General features: G+C 53.7%; 17 protein-coding genes. All 17 read left to right on the forward strand.

The features are described from left to right. The first annotated feature begins 1 nt into the window (after nt 1). The 17 genes from AC6ESO_RS11895 (at nt 2) to AC6ESO_RS11975 (ending at nt 20,602) form a co-directional block, all read left to right on the forward strand. Nucleotides 2–868 (forward strand): ABC transporter permease subunit, encoded by an 867-nt coding sequence (locus AC6ESO_RS11895; RefSeq protein WP_494819117.1) that lies wholly within the window; start codon nt 2–4, stop codon nt 866–868. A 13-nt stretch (nt 869–881) separates the two neighbouring features. Then, nucleotides 882–2,357: an SMP-30/gluconolactonase/LRE family protein gene (locus AC6ESO_RS11900; protein ID WP_497091477.1), complete on the forward strand. Its 1,476-nt coding sequence runs from the start codon at nt 882–884 to the stop codon at nt 2,355–2,357. Beyond that, complete coding sequence (locus AC6ESO_RS11905) at nt 2,338–2,958, forward strand: YIP1 family protein (RefSeq protein WP_494819119.1); 621 nt, start codon at nt 2,338–2,340, stop codon at nt 2,956–2,958. Before AC6ESO_RS11900 ends, AC6ESO_RS11905 begins: the two co-directional genes overlap by 20 nt. A gap of 14 nt (nt 2,959–2,972) precedes the next feature. Further along, nucleotides 2,973–5,549, forward strand: coding sequence for a DUF5696 domain-containing protein (locus AC6ESO_RS11910; RefSeq protein ID WP_497091478.1), 2,577 nt, complete (start codon nt 2,973–2,975; stop codon nt 5,547–5,549). Further along, nucleotides 5,546–6,448 carry a carbohydrate ABC transporter permease gene (locus AC6ESO_RS11915; RefSeq protein WP_497091479.1) on the forward strand — a complete coding sequence of 301 codons (903 nt, stop codon included), beginning with the start codon at nt 5,546–5,548 and terminating at the stop codon, nt 6,446–6,448. Before AC6ESO_RS11910 ends, AC6ESO_RS11915 begins: the two co-directional genes overlap by 4 nt. 63 nt (nt 6,449–6,511) lie before the next feature. Continuing rightward, nucleotides 6,512–7,468, forward strand: a complete 957-nt coding sequence (locus AC6ESO_RS11920; RefSeq protein WP_497091640.1) for a carbohydrate ABC transporter permease — start codon at nt 6,512–6,514, stop codon at nt 7,466–7,468. A gap of 27 nt (nt 7,469–7,495) precedes the next feature. Further along, nucleotides 7,496–9,235, forward strand: a complete 1,740-nt coding sequence (locus AC6ESO_RS11925) for a DUF5060 domain-containing protein (protein ID WP_497091480.1) — start codon at nt 7,496–7,498, stop codon at nt 9,233–9,235. A 32-nt stretch (nt 9,236–9,267) separates the two neighbouring features. After that, a complete protein-coding gene (locus tag AC6ESO_RS11930) occupies nt 9,268–10,263 on the forward strand; it encodes a glycosyl hydrolase (protein WP_497091481.1) in 996 nt (331 codons plus the stop codon). Between the two features lie 43 nt (nt 10,264–10,306). Further along, nucleotides 10,307–11,302 (forward strand): glycoside hydrolase family 113, encoded by a 996-nt coding sequence (locus tag AC6ESO_RS11935; protein ID WP_497091482.1) that lies wholly within the window; start codon nt 10,307–10,309, stop codon nt 11,300–11,302. A gap of 214 nt (nt 11,303–11,516) precedes the next feature. Continuing rightward, nucleotides 11,517–14,066, forward strand: coding sequence for an ATP-dependent helicase HrpB (gene hrpB, locus AC6ESO_RS11940; RefSeq protein WP_497091483.1), 2,550 nt, complete (start codon nt 11,517–11,519; stop codon nt 14,064–14,066). 13 nt (nt 14,067–14,079) lie between these two features. Next, nucleotides 14,080–14,370, forward strand: a complete 291-nt coding sequence (locus AC6ESO_RS11945) for a DUF1294 domain-containing protein (protein ID WP_497091484.1) — start codon at nt 14,080–14,082, stop codon at nt 14,368–14,370. 227 nt (nt 14,371–14,597) lie between these two features. Further along, nucleotides 14,598–16,691: a HelD family protein gene (locus AC6ESO_RS11950; protein WP_497091485.1), complete on the forward strand. Its 2,094-nt coding sequence runs from the start codon at nt 14,598–14,600 to the stop codon at nt 16,689–16,691. Between the two features lie 811 nt (nt 16,692–17,502). After that, complete coding sequence (locus AC6ESO_RS11955; protein WP_497091486.1) at nt 17,503–18,318, forward strand: aminoglycoside adenylyltransferase domain-containing protein; 816 nt, start codon at nt 17,503–17,505, stop codon at nt 18,316–18,318. Between the two features lie 117 nt (nt 18,319–18,435). After that, nucleotides 18,436–19,536, forward strand: coding sequence for a DUF3900 domain-containing protein (locus AC6ESO_RS11960; protein WP_494819129.1), 1,101 nt, complete (start codon nt 18,436–18,438; stop codon nt 19,534–19,536). Between the two features lie 34 nt (nt 19,537–19,570). Beyond that, nucleotides 19,571–19,990, forward strand: coding sequence for a ribosomal maturation YjgA family protein (locus tag AC6ESO_RS11965; RefSeq protein WP_497091487.1), 420 nt, complete (start codon nt 19,571–19,573; stop codon nt 19,988–19,990). 106 nt (nt 19,991–20,096) lie between these two features. Next, nucleotides 20,097–20,339 (forward strand): SDR family NAD(P)-dependent oxidoreductase, encoded by a 243-nt coding sequence (locus tag AC6ESO_RS11970; protein ID WP_497091488.1) that lies wholly within the window; start codon nt 20,097–20,099, stop codon nt 20,337–20,339. Then, nucleotides 20,333–20,602, forward strand: a complete 270-nt coding sequence (locus AC6ESO_RS11975) for a hypothetical protein (RefSeq protein ID WP_497091489.1) — start codon at nt 20,333–20,335, stop codon at nt 20,600–20,602. The genes AC6ESO_RS11970 and AC6ESO_RS11975 overlap by 7 nt, the downstream gene beginning before the upstream one ends. Nucleotides 20,603–20,630: the final 28 nt, after the last annotated feature.

Consider the following 20,630-nt stretch of genomic DNA (forward strand, 5'->3'; position numbering starts at 1 on the left):
CATGAAGCTTGCGCTAACGCTTCGCAAAAAACGCGTAAACCGTTCCTTCGTCGGAACGTTCTGGCTTACGGTATTTCTGGCTCTCGTTGCTTCTTTTATGGCGCTGCCGCTCGTTTATGCCATTAATGCGGCGTTCAAGCCGCTGGACGAAATTTTCTTGTTCCCGCCGACCTTGTTTGTCCGACATCCGACCACGAGCAATTTCATTGATCTGATGACGCTGCTCGGTCAATCGTGGGTCCCGTTTTCGCGCTATATTTTCAATACGTTCTTCATAACCGGGATGGGAGTAGTCGGGCACGTCTTGCTGGCTTCCGCCGCGGCATATCCGCTAGCGAAGCATCGTTTTCCAGGCAGCAAAATCATCTTTACGATCGTCGTACTGTCGCTGATGTTTACGCCGCAGGTTACGGCAATTCCGAACTATATGGTCATGTCCTGGATCGGATTAATAGACACGTACTGGGCGGTCATCGTGCCAGCCTTCGCGTTCTCGCTCGGCCTCTACTTGATGAAGCAGTTCATGGAGCAAATTCCGGACGCGCTTCTTGAATCGGCGAAGATCGACGGGGCGAACGAATACCGTATTTTCTGGCAAATCGTCATGCCGAACGTGAAGCCGGCTTGGCTCACGCTCGTCATTCTCTTGTTCCAAATGCTTTGGGGGACGGATGGCAACGGGTTCATCTACAGCGAACAGTTGAAAACGCTACACTATGCGTCCAATCAAATTATCTTCGGCGGGATCGCCCGTGCAGGCGTCGGCTCGGCTGTCGCATTGATTCTCATGAGCGTGCCGATTGCCCTGTTCATATTCTCGCAGAGCCGCATTATCGAAACGATGACGACGTCCGGCATGAAGGACTAGAGGGGGTGGAAGCGTGCAAAGAAAGAGAGTGCTCCTGCTTGCCGCGATAATAGCGCTGGCGATGACGATCGTTGTACCGCCGCCTCCAGCCTCGGCAGCTGCGCCTTATGAAGCTTACAATTACGATTTCTACGGGGATGCCGTGCCGCTGCCCGCCCCATACTTGCCGGACAGTGCGATTACCGGAAGCAGTTTGGGAGTCGGCGAATTCAATCAGCCTAACGACATGTATGTGACGCAAGACGGCACCATGTACATCCTGGACAGCGGCAATGCGCGCGTGGTCATCGTTGACAGTCAATTAAACGTCAAGCAGATCATTGCCAAGTTCGACAATAACGGCAAGGAAGATGGCTTCGCGGCGCCTGAAGGGCTGTTCGTCTCGGCGAAGAATGAAATCTACGTCGCCGATACGGAGCACAATCGGGTCGTCGTGCTCTCGAACGACGGCAAGTTAATCAAGATCGTCGAAAGCCCGAAGTCGGATATTTTGCCGAAAGACTTCAAGTTCGTGCCGCTTAAGGTAACGGTTGACAGCGCGGACCGATTATTCGTAGTTGCCCGCGGCGTCTTCGAAGGCATCATGCAGTTCGATGACAAGAGCCTGTTCATGGGCTACGTCGGTACGATCAGCGTATCGCCAAGCCTGTGGGAGCGGCTATGGAGATCCTTGTCCACGAAAGCGCAGAAGCAGCAGATGGAGCTGTTCATCCCGACCGAATTCGCTAGCGTCGATATTGACGGCAAAGGGTTCGTCTATGCGACCGCCATCGATAACACGTCGGATGAAACGATCAAACGGCTTAATCCGTCCGGCCAAGACGTGCTCAAACGGTTTGGCTACTGGCCGGTCAAAGGGGATATCCGCTTCCGGAGGTTCGGCAATAATTCGGGACCTTCGAAGCTTACCGACATTAAGGTGCTTGACGGCGGCATGTACGTAGCGCTGGATTCGAATCGCGCGCGTCTGTTCACGTACAATGACGAAGGCGACTTGCTCTATGCTTTCGGCGACAGGGGCAACCAGCTTGGCGTATTTAATACGCCGGTCGCCGTGGAACGGATCGGCGATAAGCTCGCCGTGCTCGACCGGGGCAAGAACAATATCGCGGTCTTCCGTCCCACGGAATTCGGCAGCCTGGTCCGTCAAGCAACGATTCAGCATTACAGCGGCAACGATGACGAGGCCGTCAAGATATGGAGCCAAGTGCTGCATCTGAATACGAACTACGAGATTGCTTACCTGGGCATCGGCAAATCGCTGCTCATGGAGAAGAAGAACGAAGAGGCCATGGAATACTTTAAGCTCGGCATGAGCCGTAAAAACTACTCCGTCGCTTACAAACGCTATCGCCGAGAAGTGATGAAGGACAACTTCGGACCATTCATGACGGTGCTGATCTCGCTCGTAGCCGCATTCGCCGCGTTCCGCATCGTCAGGAACGTTATAAGAAGGAGGACTGTGAAACGTGAAGCAGGATTATATTAAGTTTCCGCTCCATCTCATCTTGCATCCCTTCGACGGATTCTGGGACATGAAATACGAGAGCAAAGGGAAGGTCAACGTTTCCTTGGCCATTCTCCTGCTGCTTGTGCTGACGCTCATCCTGCAGAAGCAATTCGCGGGCTTTCTCGTCAATTTCGTGGATCCGAGATCGTTAAACAGTCTGGATGATTTGCAGTTCACGGTGCTGCCGTTCTTCCTTTTCTGCATAGCGAACTGGTCCATCACGACGCTGATGGAGGGCGAAGGCAAATTCAAGGATATCATTATGGCAACCGGCTATGCGCTGCTGCCAATGGTGCTGCTCAATCTGCCGATCACATTTATAAGCCGGTTCATGACGCAGGAGGAGACGCCCTTCTATTGGCTGGTAAACAGCGTGGCGACCATCTGGTTCCTCCTTCTGCTGTTCATTGGCATTATGACGGTCCATCAATATACGCCGGCTAAAGCGATTCTCACGCTGGCGCTGACCGTGATCGCGATGGGATTCGTCGTATTCCTCGGTACGCTGGCGTTCAGCCTGGGGCTGCAAATATATTGGTTCGTTTATGATGTGTATCGCGAAATCATATTCCGTACGTAAAGGAGGCCGCACCCTTGAATAACCGAATGAAATGGTATGCGGCGCTGGCTTGTATCGGGATAGCGGGTATCTCGGCTCTCGCCTATTACCAGTCTACTAAAGGAGCGCCTGCGATCGAGGTAAGTACCTATATGCAGGCGGACGATAAGCCGGCCGCGGCCACAGAGCTCAAGTATTTGCCGGATCGCGCGCCTGCCGTTCCGGGCATGAAGCTAGCGGCCCAATCGGATACGCTGGCGCTGTATTTCAATCCGGACACGACCGAGATCGCGGTGCTTAACCGAATCAGCGGCAAAGTATGGCGGAGCAATCCGGAGGATTTGGGTTCGGACGCTAAAGCGTCGCCTTTCGAGAAGGATCGGCTGGCCGCCCAGATCACGATCAATTATAGGGATTCGATCGGAACGCTTGGATCGATAACGAACTTTACGGATAGTATCGCACGCAAGCAGTTCAAGGCAGAGGGCATCGAGAACGGCATCCGGCTTACGTATACGATCGGGGACACGTCGCTCGGCATCGATGCGCTGCCGAAGAGAATCAGCAAGAAGCGCATGGAAGAGAAGGTCTACAGCAAGCTTGATGAAGCGACGGCGAAATATGTAGGCAACCGGTATTTCCCGCTCGAGAACAATCCGGAGGTGCTGGAGCGGCTTGATACGGCAGTATCCAGAGCGCTCGTGCTCAGCAGAATGCTGGATGCTTTTGCGAAAGCGGGCTATACGGCAGAGGATTTGGCTGCCGACAATCAAGAGAACGGCTTGGCTGTCGAAAGCGGAGCGAGCCGTCCGAACTTTACGGTTCCGATCGAGTACCGGCTCGCCGGCGATGAGCTGACGGTTCGCGTGCCTGTTCAGGACATTCAGGAAAGCAAAGGCTATCAAATCCGCACGGTGGAGCTGCTCGACTTCTTCGGCGCTGCCGGTTCCGATGCGAAAGGCTACATGCTTGTGCCGGATGGCTCCGGAAGCTTGATCGAGCTGAACAACGGCAAGACCAAAGAAGAGGTCTATGCCCAGCGCGTCTACGGCGAAGACGAGAACAACAACTCCCGTCGCCGGGGGCAGCTGTCTGAAGCCGCACGCCTGCCGGTATTCGGCATGAAATCCGGCGATGACGCCTGGTTCGCCACGATCGAGAAAGGCGAAGGTATCGCCAGCATCAACGCCGATATTAGCGGCCGCAAAAATTCGTACAACTATGCGTACGCGAGCTTCGCCATCCGCGGGGAGGATGAGCTCGAAATCTATAAAGGCAATAAGGTAGACGAGATTCAGCTGCTGACCGAGGATTCCTTCAAAGGCGATCTTCAGGTCCGCTACAGCTTCTTATCCGGCGACGAGGCGAATTACTCCGGCATGGCGAAACGCTACCGAGAAAAGCTGGTTCAGGATAAAGTGCTGCAGCCGAATGAATCGCAAGGCGGGCTACCGTTCTACCTCGATGTGCTGGGGGCCGTGGACAAACAAAAGTCGTTCCTCGGCATTCCGTATAAAGGGCTCATGACGATGACGACGATCGAACAAGCCGGACACATGGCCGAGCAGCTGGAGGCTGCCGGCGTTTCCAACATCCAAATGCGCTATGTCGGCTGGTTCAATGAGGGCGTCGATCACAAAATCGCGAAGAACGTCAAATTGGACAGCGAACTTGGCAGCAAGACCGAGCTGAAGCAGCTGTCCGAGAAGCTTGAAGCGATGGGCGGCCGTTTATATCCGGATGTCGCGTTTCAGCATGTGCTTCGCGAGAATCGCAACTTTAAGCCTGCCTCGGATGCGGCGCGCTTCGTAACGCGCGAGCAAGCGATGCTTGCGCCAATCAATCGCGCGTTCAACGCGATGGACCTTTCGCTTGGCTCCTTTTACTTGCTTTCTCCGGCCAAGCTGCCTTACTTCGTTGACGAATTCATCGACAGCTATGACGGCTACGGAATCGATGCCGTTTCGCTCCGCGACATGGGAGACTTGCTGCAGTCCGATTACCGGGTAAGCCGCGTCATATTCCGAGATGTCGCCAAGAACATCGTTACGGAGCAGCTAGGCAAACTGGAGAAGAGCTTTCCTAATATGCTGCTGACCGGCGGAAACGCCTACGCGCTGAAATATGCGGATGAGCTGATCGACGTACCGATGGCCTCCAGCGGTTTCGGCATTACCGATCAGGAAATTCCCTTCTACGAAATGGTCATACACGGTTACAAGAATTATGCCGGCTCTGCCGTGAATCTGGATGACAATCAAGATTTGACCTACCATTTGCTGCGCTCGCTAGAGTATGGAGCCGCGCCGCATTTCTTCTGGTCCTATGAATCGTCGTCCAAGCTGAAATTGACAGCATACGAATCGTTTTTCTCGACGCATTATACCGATTGGCTCAAAGCCGCTTCCAGTCTATACGGCAAAGTAAACGATGCCCTCGCAGGTTTGCAGAACAGAACGATTGCAGAACATGTCCAGCTTCAACCCGGCGTCGTTCAAGTGCGCTATGACAACGGTACCTCCGTTTATGTGAACTACACGGAAAAGCCGGTTACGGTCAATGGCATTCAAATCGCAGCCAAAAATTTCTCGGTAGGCGGTGACAATTCGTGAACCTCAGACGATTAACCTTGTCGCAGAAGCGTGCATTTCTCGGAGCCGCGTTTATTACGCCTTGGCTGCTTGGCTTCGTGTTCCTGTTCGCGACGCCGCTGGTTCAATCCATCCGATTCAGCTTCAGCGAGCTGAAGGTGGCTCCGGGCGGGTATTCGCTGGACTTCATCGGACTGAAGAACTTTACCGATGCGCTCTCGGTCGATCCCAACTATAACCGGATCCTTACCGAATCGTTAACGGAAATGGCTTGGAACGTGCCAATGATCCTGTTCTTCAGCTTATTTACAGCTGTCATGCTCAACTCGAAGTTTCGAGGCAGGTCGATTGCGAGAGCGATATTCTTTCTCCCGGTCATTCTCGCTTCGGGTGCCGTAGCCGCAGCTCAATCCTCCGGATTGATTCAGTTGACGGGCAGCTCCGAGGTTGCGCAGGAATTAGGTCTTGCACAGAACGGCTTCGACCCGCTTATGCTCGCTTTTATGCTTACCGATGCGGGCATGCCGACCCTATTCATCGAATATATCATCGATGCCGTACAACGGATCTATGAGATCATTAGCAGCTCCGGCGTCCAAATTCTTATTTTTCTAGCGGCGCTTCAGTCTGTGCCGGTCACGATGTACGAGGTCGCCAAGATGGAAGGCGCAACGCCTTACGAGACCTTCTGGAAGATTACGTTCCCTATGGTAAGTCCGCTTATTCTAACTAACATCATCTATACGATCATCGACTCCTTTACGGAAAGCCAGCTAACGAGAACGATCTACACCACGGCATTCCAAGCGCAAAATTTCGGTCTGAGCGCCGCGATGTCCTGGATCTATACCATCGTCATCAGTTTGATTCTCATAGTCGTCGGCATTCTGGTTTCCAGGAAAGTGTTCTACTATAACTGATGCAGAAGGGAGGAGAACAGCTTGAAAGGTTCGCTTATGGAGAACGAGATCGTAGTTTTGAGGATGCAGAAGGCGAAGAACAAATCGATCGAGCTGCTGTGGTCGATTTTTCGTTACATTCTGATTATCGGCATCTCATTCGTCATCATCTATCCGCTCCTTCAGCAGTTTTCGGTCGCTATCAAAGATAAGACCGATATTTACAATCCGACGATCTATATGATTCCCGTTCATTTCACGACGGAGAATTTACGGCTTGCATTGAGTGTGCTGAATTATTGGCCGCTGCTGAAGAATACGCTGCTATTCGTCGTCTCGACGACGGCACTGCAAGCTGCGTCTTGCGCCCTTGCAGGCTATGGCTTCGCGAGGTTCACATTTCCGGGACGCAATATTCTGTTCACGCTCGTTATTCTAACGATTCTCATTCCTTCAAGCACGCTTATGGTGCCGATGTATTTGCACTTCCGCAACTTTGACATCATGGGCTTGGTGAACCTGTTTACAGGCAAAGAGGGCATCAACATGCTGAATACGTATGGCCCCTCCCTGATAACGGCCGCTCTTGCCAACGGCTTGAAGTCGGGCTTGTACATTTATATTTTCCGTCAATTTTTCCGCGGCATGCCGGCGGAAATTGAGGAAGCTGCGCTCATCGACGGAGCGGGAGGCTTCCGGACCTTCTTTACGATCATGCTGCCAAACGCGATTCCTCCGTTGATCACGGTCACGCTGTTCGCTTTCGTATGGCAGTATAACGATACCTTCTACAGCTCGCTCTTTATGAGCCAAAGCAATCTCATGGCAATCAAGGTTGCATCTTTGCCGGCTGACGCCAACCAATATTTGCCCGGCATTCTAGGCGTCGGCGCGGGCTCGAACGTGAAGGTCGATCCGAATTTGGTATCTATGATCGTGGATACGGGAATTCTTCTGGCAATCGCGCCGCTTGTAGTCATGTACCTGTTTGTTCAACGATTCTTTGTAGAGAGCGTCGAACGGACAGGCGTCGTTGGTTAACCGGAGGCGCGAGGGGAGACATCACTCATGATCAATCGCAAACTAGCCCTCTTCGCAAGCGGAAGTTTACTCGTGTTGGCAGCAGCCGGCTATATGGCGCTGACAGCGAGTAATGACCTCGCAAATCACGTCGGGCCGACGCAGTCGCAGAAGGAGTCGGGATCGGCAGCTAATGCTGGGACGACGCCAGATGCGGTGGCAGCGGCGAAAGCGCCGGTCATACGAAATGTTGTGGCGAATGCGGATGCAATCGAGCTCTATACGAAATTCGAGCTTACGCTGGAGATGGACGCCGATTATAAGAATCCGTACGATCCGCGTGAGATTGATCTGTCCATGGACTTGACTTCGCCAAGCGGGAAGAAGTGGTCGGTCAACGGCTTCTATGACGGTACCGGATTTGCCTGGAAGGTCCGGTTCTCGCCGGATGAAGCCGGCAAGTGGAGCTATCAGCTGCATGCCTTAGCAGCTGGAGCTGCAACTGAAGGGCCACTAGGCTCGTTCGAGGCAGCCCCTACCAAGCGTCGCGGATGGATTCAAGTGTCGGACGATAATAAGCGGTACCTCGAGTATAAGGATGGCTCTTCCTTCTACGGGGTAGGCGTAGCCTATCCGTGGGGAATTACTGACGTCAATCTCGATAAGATCGCGGCGAACGGAGGCAACCTCATTACCTATTGGAACGGCAATTATGACAGCGCCGGTAATGGCGGCGGCACCAATCAGCTGCAATCCTCCACGTTCGGAGTCGAGAAGATCGACCCGCTGAAGGCAAGACGAATAGATGACTTGATCGAATCGTTCGAACAGCGGGAGCTGCACATGAACTTCGTCATTTGGCCGCATGACTCGCTGGCTGATACCTTGGACGGGTGGCCGAAAGCGTGGGAGAAGAGCGGTTACGCGGAGCTCGGCGAAGCGAAGGATTTCTTCACGAGCCAAGAGATGTGGGTGTATCAGGAGCATCTCTACCGGTATATCATTGCCCGCTGGGGATATAGCAGCGCAATCGGCATATGGGATTTGGTATGCGAGATTAACGGCACAGATGGCTGGGTGCACGGCAGCACAGCAGATACCGATGCTTGGACGGCGAAGGTGCACAGCTATTTCAGGGAGCATGATCCGTACGGGCATCCGACGATGGGCTCTATGGCGGGGAATCGCCAGGATTATTGGGATTATGCCTATCGGACGCTTGATCTTGCCGATCGAGAGAACTACTACAATCTCAGTTACAAAGCCTATGCCCAGGACATACGTAAACGGTGGGACAGCTATGAGAAGCCGCTTATGATCGGTGAAACTGGCAATGTAACCGATACGTTGAACTATCATCAAGCGATCTGGATTTCACTCGCAAGCGGCTTGGCCTCCTCGCCGTTCTGGTGGGATTTCGGACAAGTCAGCGACGAGATGTTTCTGCATATGAAGCATTTTGCCGCGTTTACGGCGGGTATCGATTTTCGCGAGAAACGCGTACCCGTTACTAGTTCGGAAGCCAGTAAAGGTAGTCAGGTGCAAGCTTGGGCGATGCAAGGAGAACGCCAATCCTATGGCTGGCTGCTCGAAGAGAAAGGCGGAGCCGGAGGCAAGTCCGTTACGCTGCCGAATTGGCCGACTGGCATGTACACCTTGTCTTGGTATGATCCATGGACAGGCGTCTCGCTTGGCGATAGTCGTTTAGAGGCAGTGGAAGGCAAGCTTATTCTCGCCTCTCCCGACACCTCTCAAACCGATTTGGCGTTTACGATAACTCGGAACTAATGGCATGACGATTAAGCATGGGGAGGCGGAGTATGTCAGCTATCGCAGGAGATCACAATCGGTTTCAGGTGCAGCCAAAACTAATTAATCCGAACGCTGATGATTGCGCCAAACGGCTGATGGCTTATTTATGCGATTCCTACGGACGTAAAATGTTGACGGGACAACAGATAGGCGTTATCACGACGCCCGAGATGGATGTCATCCATCGCGAAACAGGCAAATATCCAGCTGTCGGCGGATTCGATTTCATGAACGATTCTCCTTCGCGTTTGGAGCGAGGCGCGGTTGGGACGGACACGGAGTTAGCGCTTAAGTGGTGGGAAGATGGCGGCATCGTCACCTTCTGCTGGCACTGGAACGCGCCGAAGGACCTCATTGATCAGCCGCCCGACAACGGATGGCATCGCGGCTTCTATACGTCGGCGACGACATTCGATTTGGCAGCAGCGATGGAGAATCCCGATTCCGAGGAGTATCAGCTGCTGCTCCGCGATATCGATGCCATTTCGGGCTTGCTGGCCAAGCTCCGGGACGCCGGCGTACCCGTACTGTGGAGGCCGCTTCACGAAGCATCCGGCGGCTGGTTTTGGTGGGGGGCGAGAGGTCCTCAGCCGTGCATCCGGCTGTGGAAGCTCATGGTCGAACGCATGACCCATATGCACGGGCTCCATAACCTGATTTGGGTTTGGAACGGACAGCATAAAGACTGGTATCCCGGTGATGAATACGTCGATATCATTGGCGAGGACGTTTACGTCCCCGAGCGCAATTATGTTTCGCACGTTAAGAGATTCGATCAGGCAGTCGATTATACCGAGGAAGCCAAGATTATCACCCTCTCGGAAAACGGACCGCTGCCTGACCCTGACAGCATGCTTGCGGACGGAGCGCTTTGGGCGTGGAACTGTACATGGTATGGCGATTTCGTGAAGTCCGAGCAGTTTACCGACTGGGAGATGCTCCGGAAATTCTACAATCACCCGTTCACGCTGACGCGCGAGGAGCTTCCGGATCTGAGAAGTTAGCCATTACAAATGCGAGAATACGACGAAAAGGAGAGAAGAAGCGTTGCCGACCGAATTGTTCATCAAAGGGATGACGTATGGATGGAATAGTTCCCGAGGCTCTTACAGGCAGCCTTATGCGGTTGATTCTCTCCGCAAGCTGAGCGAGACAGGCAGCGAATGGATCGCCTTATCGTTTTATACGATGCAAAATAACGTGTACGCCACAGAAATCCCGTTCGATTACGGGTTGACGATGACCGATCGGGATATCGAGCACACCGTAAAAGAAGCCAAGGCGTTGGGATTGAAAGTATGCTTAAAGCCCGTCGTCAACTCCAAGGACGGGATCTGGCGCGCTCATATCGGCTTCCCGGAGGAATCCGGCGCTGAGCCTTACTGGGATGCATGGTTCCAATCTTATGGCAATTTTCTTAGCCACTATGCGGAGCTCGCACAAGAACTAGGGTGCGAGATGTTCTGCATCGGCTGCGAAATGGTGAAGACCGAAGCCAAGCTGGAGCATTGGATGCAGCTGATCGCTCGAATCCGTAGCCTCTATGACGGGCCGATCGTTTATAACGCTAACCATGGGTCGGAGGAGCGGATAAAGTGGTTCGACCAAGTGGACTTCATTGGTACGAGCGCTTATTATCCGGTCGCGAATCAGCCCGGTGACAGCGAAGAGCAAATGATTGCCAACTGGCTGCCGGTGCGCGAGAAGATGGCCTCGCTTCACGCGAAATTCGGCAAGCCGGTTATCTTCATGGAAATCGGCTGCCGGAGCGCGCTTGGCTGCGCGACGATGCCTTGGGATTTCACGCATACCGAGCTGCCCGTAAGCGAAGAAGAGCAGGCGAATTTCTACAGCTCGGTCTTAAAGGTGTTCTGGGACGAACCATGGTTTGCCGGTTTCTTCTGGTGGGATTGGAGCGTGAAGCTGTACGACAGGGAAGAGGCTCAATCGAATGTTGGCTTTGATATTTATGGCAAGAAGGCGGAGTACATCTTAAAGGAATGGTATGAGAAGCCCAAGCAATCGCTGGTCCAGCTTGGATGAGCTTCGGAACGTGATCGCGTATGTTATGGCCGTCAGAGAGTTGTTCTCTGGCGGTTTTTTCATGATTGGCTTGTTTAGCGGCAAGCAATCTGTAAGTGGCTCTATAAAACCGAAAGGGAAGCACAGGCCAGGCTCATGGGTTTTGAATTTTGACGGTGAAAGCAGTAAGTCCCTATAATAGGACATATGAGATTGAGAGACAGGGGAATTAATCATGAACGAACGTAACAACAATCGAACGGTTCGAACGTTTCGCGCCGATGAGCCGCTTCCGATTGACGGGCTTCTGCCTGAGCTGCGGCAAGTGCTTGAAGAGCGGACTTCCTCCGTGCTCGTAGCGTCGCCCGGCGCGGGTAAGACGACCCGTGTACCGCTCGCGCTGCTGGATGCGCCGTGGCTTCAAGGTCAACGGATTCTTATGCTGGAGCCGCGGCGGTTGGCGGCTCGATCCGCCGCGCGTTACATGGCTTCTTCGTTAGGGGAACAAGTGGGAGGAACGGTCGGGTATCGCGTACGGATGGATACCAAAGTCGGACCGAATACCGTTATTGAGGTCATCACGGAAGGCGTTTTGACGCGAATGCTGCAAAACGATCCTGCGCTTGAAGGCGTCGGGCTCGTTATCTTCGATGAGTTCCATGAGCGGCATTTGCATGGAGATTTGGGGCTGGCGCTTTGTCTGCAAACGCAGTCTGTCCTGCGAGAAGATCTCCGGTTGCTTGTCATGTCAGCGACGCTTGAGGCGGAGCCTGTTGCTGCATTGCTGGGCGACGCACCATTGCTTGTGAGTGAAGGTCGCGCTTATCCGGTTGAGACTTTCTACGCCGCAAAGCCATTGTCCGGCAGAATTGAAGATGCAGTGGCGCGGACTGTTATTGAGGCGATGCGTCAGCATGAAGGGGATGCGCTCGTATTTCTGCCCGGAGCCGGTGAAATTAGGCGCGTCGAAGGGCTGCTGCGCGCTGCGCAAGCGTCATCTTCTCTGCCTGGAGCGGAGCGGCTCTCCATTATGCCGCTCTATGGCGCGCTGTCGCCCGAGGCGCAGGATCGAGCCGTAGCGCCGCCTTCTGCGCCTGGCATGCGCAAAATCGTCCTCGCCACCTCGATCGCGGAATCCAGCGTCACCGTGCGAGGCGTCCGTATCGTGGTGGACGCCGGACTAAGCCGCGTACCGCGATTCTCGGCACGTACGGGGATGGCGAGATTGGAGACGGTTCCCGTCTCTGTCGCTTCCGCGGATCAACGGCGCGGTCGTGCCGGCCGCGAAGCGCCCGGTTACTGCTACCGGCTGTGGACGGAGCAGATGCATTTTCAGCTGCAGCCTCAGAGCGATCCGGAGCTGCTCGGCGCTGACCTCGCGCCGCTGGCCCTGGAGCTGGCGATCTGGGGAATCGCTGATCCGGGCGAGGATCTGGCCTGGCTCACGAAGCCGCCGGCAGCCGCGTATGCGCAAGCGACAGAGCTGCTGCGCGAGCTTGTGGCCATCGATGCCGATGGGAAGCCGACCGCACATGGGCGAGAAATGGCGGAGCTTGGCATGCACCCGCGGCTAGCGCATATGGTGCTGCAGGCCAAGAAGCTCGGCCTTGGCCGCCTCGCATGCGAGCTCGCGGCGCTGCTGAGCGACCGCGACTTGCTGCGCCAATCGCGCAGCATCGACATGCGGCTGCGCCTTGATGCGCTGCACGGGCGGGCCGCGGGCGAGCAGCCGGACGATGCTGCTGTGAAACGCATCGCAGCAGAGGCGAAAGAATGGATGCGCGCAGCAGGCATCCCTGATGGGGCGCCGCAGTCCGGCGACAGCTGCGGTTTGCTGATTGCGCTGGCTTATCCCGACCGCATAGCGCAGCGCCGCAGCGACGGCCGCTATCTGCTTCGCAGCGGCCGAGGTGCAGCCATTCAAGAGCTGCAGCCGTTATCGAACTCAGCTTATTTGGCAGCGGCGGAGCTGGAGGACAGCGGAAGCGACAGCCGCATCCAGCTGGCGGCGCCGATTACGATAGCGGAGATTGAGCATGATTTTGCCGATCAGATCGAGACGGAAACGGAAGTGAAATGGAATCGCCAGACGGAGTCGGTGCGAGCTCGGCGCAGGCTGCGGCTTGGCGCGCTGATTCTCAAGGAAACGCAGCTTACCGATGCTGAGCCTGCACTTGTTGCAGAAGCGCTGCTTAGCGGTATCGCTGAGCAAGGTTTGGAGCTGCTGCCTTGGTCGAAGCAGGCTCGTCAGCTGCAAGCGCGGATTGCACTCATGCATACCCACAATAGTAACTGGCCTGATGTTTCGAGTGAGGCTTTAGTTGCTACGTTGTCGGATTGGCTTTCTCCTTACATTGGCGGTATGAGAAGTCGAAATGATCTGTCGCGGCTGTCCATGGTGGCTGTATTGGAATCGCTGCTCACTTGGCAGGAGCGTTCGGAGCTCGATCATGAGGTGCCAACGCATATTACGGTGCCGAGCGGTTCGCGTATTCCGGTCGATTACAGCGATCCGGCAGCCCCTTTTGTCGCCGTTCGATTGCAGGAATTGTTTGGACTGCAGCAAACTCCTCGCATTGCCGGAGGAAAGCTGCCCTTGACGATTCATCTGCTCTCTCCGGCACAGCGTCCTGTGCAGGTCACGCAGGATCTGGCGAGCTTTTGGCAGCATGCTTATTTTGAAATCAAGAAGGATTTGAAAGGCCGTTATCCAAAACATTACTGGCCGGATAATCCGCTGGAGGCAGAACCGACTAACCGCGCGAAGCCACGCCCCAAGAATTAAGGAGGTCTGCTAAATGACACTGACTGTACTGGACAAGCTGATTCTAGCTTATATCATCATTATCAATGTGTACGTGTTTGCTTTAATGCGGATTGACAAAACACGCTCCGTCCGCGACCGCAGACATCGCATACCTGAACGCCGATTGCTTGGAATGAGCGCCATTGGCGGAGCACTCGGCGGGTTCCTGGCCATGCGTATGTTCCGTCATAAGACGAAGCATCCTTCGTTTTCTGTCGGGCTGCCGCTGTTGCTTCTTTTGCATATTATCCTTGCAATTTGGCTGCTTCGAACTGTGCTGTAATAGTCGTATCTTGTCTAAAATGGGATGGATTGACTCGGGTGGTTCGGTTATGCTATATTGGTCACTCGTGCTCCGCCCTGGAGCCTTAGCTATTATCACATATGATCAGACCAAGCCGCATGCGAATGCGGCTTTCGCCGCCTCCTGATAAGCCTATCGGGCACGGGCAGTGAGAGCTGTTTTTACGCTGCAAAAGCGGCTTGCAGTCGCAGAGGGAGGTAACTGACATGACCGTTCAAAGTGCCTTTCAAGAAGAGGCTGCGCGCGTAGACGAAGTACTGGTGCAAATTCGCAAACAGCTTCGCGAAATCGGACCGCGCTACACCGGCAATGATTTCACCGAGCAAATGTTGGAGCTGCAGCGCGAACAGCGGCAGCAACGGCTTGAGGTGGCCGAGCGAGAGCCTTATTTTGGCCGAATTGATTTTCAAGAGATGGTTCATCCTGCACCGAAGCCGCTCTATATTGGAAAAGCCGGCGTTGCCCATGAGAAGTCGAATGAAGTGTTAGTCGTCGACTGGCGCGCGCCTGTGGCCAGTTTGTTCTATGCCTTTAGCGGCGGGGAAGCGCCCGTAACGTATGAATCGCCGGATGGCGATGTTGAAGGTACCGTGCATCTTAAACGCAACCTGATGATCCGGGATGGGAAGCTGGAGCGGGTTGTCGACAGCTATGTGCGGGGCCAGGAAGAAGAGTCCGTTACCGATGAGTTTCTACTTTATCGGCTAGGTGAGAGCAAGGACAATAAGCTGCGCGATATCGTCTCGACGATTCAGCAGGAGCAGGATCGCATCATTCGTACGGATAAAAATAAAGCTGTTTTCATTCAAGGGGTTGCGGGTAGTGGAAAAACGACCGTTGCGCTGCACAGACTAGCTTATCTGCTTTATCGTTATGCAGGTGCTATCCGGGCAGAGCGCATGGTTATTTTCGCTCCGAACCGAATGTTCCTTGATTATATTTCCGGCGTATTGCCGGAGCTGGGTGTCGGAGATATTCTGCAGACTACTTTTGCCGATTGGGCGCAGGAGCAGCTGCAGCACGAGGTTCGTCTTGACGAAGCCTACGATCCCTTCGTGTATTGGTTCGAGCAGCCGAGAACGCGCGAAGAAATGGAGCTTGCGCCAAGCCGTGTGAAAGGGAGTCTCGACTTTAAGCAGTTGGTCGACGAGAAGCTGGCGCTGACTGAAGCGTCGCTTATCCCGGAGCAGTCCTTCGAGCCGATGCCCGGCTGGAAGGTAACGCCGGCGATGATCGTCGAGTGGCTCTCAACGGACGATGCAAGCGAGCCTTATATGAAGCGACGCAACCGGCTGGTTAGCCGGCTCAAGCGCTGGCTGGAGTCCGAATGGAAGACGCGCAGACTGACCGACAGCAAGCTGAAGTCGCAGCTTGGTACTAAGCTGAATGCCTATGCGAAGAAGATTCCTTCGTATACGGCATCTCAGTTGTACAGCTCTTTGCTGCGTGAGCCGGCTGTTCAAGAGCTTTTGCCTGCGAAAAGCACGGCCGCGACGATCAAAGCGCTGAAGACGAAGCTTGTTCAGCCGGAGGATTTGGCGCCTCTTGTATATATTCAGCTGCGGCTGTTCGGCTTCGAGCATTCGCCGTATGATCACATCGTCATCGATGAGGCGCAGGATTACTCGCCGTTCCAGCTTGAAGCGCTGAAGCGGTGTCAGCGTCAGCCGTCGATGACGGTGCTTGGCGACTTGCAGCAAGGGATTCACGGCTATGCCGGTATTCATAGCTGGAAGGAGCTGATATCGCTGCTGCCGGAGGAGGATACGGGCTACTTCGAGCTCGACCGGAGTTATCGGTCCACGATGGAAATCATCGATTTCGCGAACCTTGTTCTCGGGGCGATGGGGACCGGCGTGAAGCCGGCTGTACCCGTGTTCCGGAGCGGCGAAATGGTGGAAGTGACGAACGCTTCCACCGATGAGAAGCGCCTCGCGATGGTCGTTGAAACCGTGAAGGAATGGCGGAAATCCGGCCATTACCGGACGATGGCCGTACTTGGCAGAACGGCGCGCTCCTGCGAGGAGATTGCCGGTAAGCTTGCGGAAGCAGGCATCGCGGCTTCGCTCGTGCAGAGTAAGCAGGATGCCTATGGCGGAGGATTGACCGTCGTGCCTGCGTATTTGTCAAAAGGTCTCGAGTTCGACGCCGTGCTGATCGCGGACGCGGATGGTGACAGCTTCGGCAGCAATGATGCGAAGCTGCTTTATGTAGCTTGCACCCGAGCGTTGCATAAGCTGAAGCTGCTCTATTGCGGCGAGTTGACCTCCTTGGTTTCCGAGCCTGTAGCTGCTCTATAGTGATTGTGTCAGGGCTGTCCCATGTATCATCAGTTGATGATGGGGGCGGCTCTTTTCTTTACGGAGGGGAGGGCTGAGGCTAAGCGGGGGAAAATGGAACTCTGTGCGAGCCATTAAACTAACTAGCCTCACAGGTACAATCGAGAGCGGAATATCCGCTGAAGATGTAACAATTACCTCAGAATTGCTGCTGATAGCGGTATAGCCGTTACAACTCCGAGAAAAGGCGAGGTTAGTTGGATTTCGGCGGTTGTGTCACTTCGGGAGCGGTTGATACGCAAGCAGCACCTACAAAGTTGAAATTAATGGGAGTTCGTCGTCAGCACAGGCCGAGAATCGGAAAATTCAACTCTCCGCTCTAAAGGTGATGCGATTTCGCCGACTGGGTAGGCTGAGAGTTCCAAAATGGAACTCTCAGCGCCAAAACCGCCACAAAAGAGAGCCGAGAGTTCGGAAATCGCACTCTCAGCCCTGAAAGCGATGCGATTTCGCCATCAACGCATGGTGAGGGTTCCAAAATGGAACTCTCACCAGCAAAACCGCCGCAAAAGAGAGCCGAGAGTCTTAAAAACCGACTCTCAGCCCTGATAGAACCGCGATACCGCCTCCTGCCCTTGCCGAGAGCCCGAAAACCCGGCTCCCACCCAACTAGCCGATCGCTATAAGCACCTCTGGTGACCGCCCGCTCCCCGCATTTTCAAAATAAGAAAGAAAATATTTCAACTTTTCTCTTTTTGCCGGGGTGAGATACCGATAGTATGTGGAGGGAAGCTCCTACACGGCAAGGCGTAGAGGAAGGGATGGGTGAACCATGAACATTAGCATGAACAAATCCATGATTCCAGATGAATTAATTCCGTTGATGGACGATTTTGGACGGTTGCTTCGTTTGCATGTGCCGCATCTCGTGCATGGGCTTTATCTTCAAGGCTCGATCGCCCTGGGCGGTTATCAGAGCATGAAGAGTGATATAGACTTCATTGTCGTGTTGAATCAAGCGGTCATCGACGAGGAAGACAATGCGAAAATTACCGCCATCCATGAGGAATTACATGCACGGCATCCGTTTCATCTGGCGGTTGAAGGGATGTATACGAGCTTGGCACATCTAAGCAAGAAGGCGGAACCGTCTGGGGAGACCTTTCCCAGACTCACTCATGTCGGGAAGAAGAGTCTGCATACCGGTTATGTTGATGCCACGTCGGCATGGATTTTGAGCAATCATGGCATTGCGGTGTTTGGCCCTGAAGCAGAGAAGCTTGGCATCGTCGTGGATTGGGATGAAATACGTGCGGCGATGAACTATAATTTGAACGTCTACTGGGCAGGGAAAGCCGACCGCGCAGAGCTCTATATGGATGAAGAATGGATTGAATTCGCTGTGCTGACGCTAGCCAGAATTGTATACACCCTGGAACACAGCAGCATAATTACGAAGCTCGAAGCGGGGCAATTCCTGCTGCAGCAGGAATCGAATCGATGGCATCGCGTGATACGGGAGGCTGTTCAAATCCGCAGCGGAGGTACCGGAGGGACGCTGTTCAACACGGATCTGGAGCGTGCGCAAGAGGTGCAGCAGTTTGTACGGACTACGATTGCGGAATGTAACGCGAAGTATCCGTTCTAAATATTCCGAACTTGGTTTCCGGCAGGACAGCCTGAGGCGAATTATGCTATGCTAATGACTTGAGTGTCAGCTTGACCACTTCGCAGATTATTTCAGCCAAAGGAGTTTACATACCGAATGGATTTTATCGTCGAGTATTTATCGTTTTTTGTTATACAAGGTGAAGGTGGCGACAACAGCGCCGCGAAGACGTTTAAACATTTTCAAACCTTGGATCGTTATGATTACGCCGAGAGCGAGCTGAAAGCCTTTCTAGACGGGGAGTTCACGCGTATTTGCAAACGTAAGGCTGAGCGTCATCCGAGTACCGAAGGCGCGCCGACCAAAATCGGCCGTTTTATCGTGGAGCCCGGCTACGAGCTGGACAGCAACCCGAATTATAATACATTCCAGCGGCTGCGCGCATCCGAATCAGCTTCAGAGTTCCATGGCTTCGCCGATGAGCTCGTTCGCCTCTATATGGAAGCGGCTGCTGTACGCGGTGGTGCTTTACTCGTTGTACATGCCACGCCGAACCGTCATACGGATGAGCCGCTAATCTTCGTGTTAAAATGTGATTTTGAGCCGAAAATTGCCCGTATAACGGATGAACATAACCTGATTTCGCATGTCGAGATGGCCATCAGCGCACGTAATATGAAATCCATCCAGTATCCGTTTATGCCGGAGGATGGCATGCTGGAGCCGTGGGAGCTGAAGATTCATCAAGCATCACATGCCCGGTATTTCGAGGATTTTCTGCGGTTTGTCAGCTACGAGAAAGCGATGCCTGAGCTGATGAGTGAGCATATGCTGACGATGGTTCATGAGTATATGGAAGACAAATGGCAAGGCCATGTGGGCGAAGAGCGCCAGCAAGAAGAGAATCAGTTCGAAGTATGGGCGGCCAGCGAGAAAAGGGAGCTGCAGCAGTCTTGGGATCAGGAGCGAGTGGTAGCCGCAGCTGAACGCCTGGTTGAGCAGCAGCCGAACCTAAGCGTTGCGTTTAAACTAGGTGAAGTTTCGGTGAAAGGACCGCTTGCCGAGTTCGGGCAATCGATTCATTTTGCAACCTATAACGGCCGTTATATTGCGCTCATCGAAGGGGACGCGTTCCAATTCGACCGCAGCATGTCGCCGGTTGAATTGCTGCAGCCGCCGGATCTGCTGGAAGTGCTTGAAGTGGTTGGACGGAAGAAAGAAAAGGCGAACACGAACAAGGATGATTTGCCTTACTAAGACCGATTATGATGAAGGTAGTTAGGGGCTTCGGATGAGTCGCCGTATTCTATATTTCGTAGCAGCTTTGGTGCTCATTGTGCTTGGTTTATCTGTCAGGCACTATGGAGATCATCTTCCTAAGATTGTTGCCGATCACGCAGGCGATGCGCTTTGGGCAGGCATGATTTATGTTGGATTCCGCGCTTGCTGGGTACATCAGCGTGCTTACTTAGCAGCCGGTATCAGTTACCTATTCTGCATGGCAGTGGAATTTAGTCAACTGTATCAAGCAGATTGGATTCATGCGATTCGCTCAACTGTAATTGGCGGTTTGGTGCTGGGACAAGGCTTTCTTGCCATCGATTTGGTCCGGTATACGGTGGGCATCGCTATCCTATACGGAATCGATATCGGGCTCAGAGCGATCTCTATACGCAGGGCTAACACGATGGAATATAAGAGCGATCTGTGAGCGTTGTGCTTGCAGGTCGCTTTTTTGTCGTGAGGGCAAGCAGGTTGCGAAGTTCATCCATAGATCGCTACAATAGAGGAAAATGATACCAGGGAGGACGACTGCTATGAATCGGGGGAAATCAGTTGCAATCGTAACGGGTACGTCACGCGGAATTGGGGAAAGTTTGGCGCTTGAGCTGTTAACTGCCGGTTACGAGGTTTATGGTTTATCACGTTCGAAATCAATCCTGCTCGCAGGACGCGACGAATTCACTTACTTGCCTTGTGATTTGGCGAATGCTGAAGATCTTGAGCTTACGATTAATCGATTGTTACTGACCATTCGCGAGGACGCTGAAATATGCTGACACGGTGTATTGCCGATGAGCAGCGGGATGAGACGAATCCGGTTCACGTGTTCGCATTTGACCCCGGTATGACCGATACACAGATGCAGAACGTTGCCCGGGGACGGGATAAGGCGGATTTTCCGCTGCAAAGCTTTTTTCAAACTAGCTATGAGCAAGGGAAACAGCGTTCGACCGCAGCTGTTGCAGAAGAGCTGTATCGTTTGCTTGGAGAATCCCATCAGAGCGGGAGCGTTCTCGTTGCTTTCGAGAATGAGCGATAGCTGTTCATATTTTGTTCATGGAGCGGCC

It is taken from the genome of Paenibacillus rhizoryzae (assembly GCF_059686995.1).

What these genes read in the sequence shown, in the direction of transcription:
- AC6ESO_RS11965 (WP_497091487.1), top strand. Translation starts at nt 19,571, where the DNA reads ATGAGTCGCCGTATTCTATATTTCGTAGCAGCTTTGGTGCTCATTGTG.
- AC6ESO_RS11920 (WP_497091640.1), top strand. Translation starts at nt 6,512, where the DNA reads ATGCAGAAGGCGAAGAACAAATCGATCGAGCTGCTGTGGTCGATTTTT.
- AC6ESO_RS11950 (WP_497091485.1), top strand. Translation starts at nt 14,598, where the DNA reads ATGACCGTTCAAAGTGCCTTTCAAGAAGAGGCTGCGCGCGTAGACGAA.
- AC6ESO_RS11960 (WP_494819129.1), top strand. Translation starts at nt 18,436, where the DNA reads ATGGATTTTATCGTCGAGTATTTATCGTTTTTTGTTATACAAGGTGAA.
- AC6ESO_RS11975 (WP_497091489.1), top strand. Translation starts at nt 20,333, where the DNA reads ATGCTGACACGGTGTATTGCCGATGAGCAGCGGGATGAGACGAATCCG.
- AC6ESO_RS11925 (WP_497091480.1), top strand. Translation starts at nt 7,496, where the DNA reads ATGATCAATCGCAAACTAGCCCTCTTCGCAAGCGGAAGTTTACTCGTG.
- AC6ESO_RS11930 (WP_497091481.1), top strand. Translation starts at nt 9,268, where the DNA reads ATGTCAGCTATCGCAGGAGATCACAATCGGTTTCAGGTGCAGCCAAAA.
- AC6ESO_RS11945 (WP_497091484.1), top strand. Translation starts at nt 14,080, where the DNA reads ATGACACTGACTGTACTGGACAAGCTGATTCTAGCTTATATCATCATT.
- AC6ESO_RS11955 (WP_497091486.1), top strand. Translation starts at nt 17,503, where the DNA reads ATGAACATTAGCATGAACAAATCCATGATTCCAGATGAATTAATTCCG.
- hrpB (WP_497091483.1), top strand. Translation starts at nt 11,517, where the DNA reads ATGAACGAACGTAACAACAATCGAACGGTTCGAACGTTTCGCGCCGAT.
- AC6ESO_RS11895 (WP_494819117.1), top strand. Translation starts at nt 2, where the DNA reads ATGAAGCTTGCGCTAACGCTTCGCAAAAAACGCGTAAACCGTTCCTTC.
- AC6ESO_RS11970 (WP_497091488.1), top strand. Translation starts at nt 20,097, where the DNA reads ATGAATCGGGGGAAATCAGTTGCAATCGTAACGGGTACGTCACGCGGA.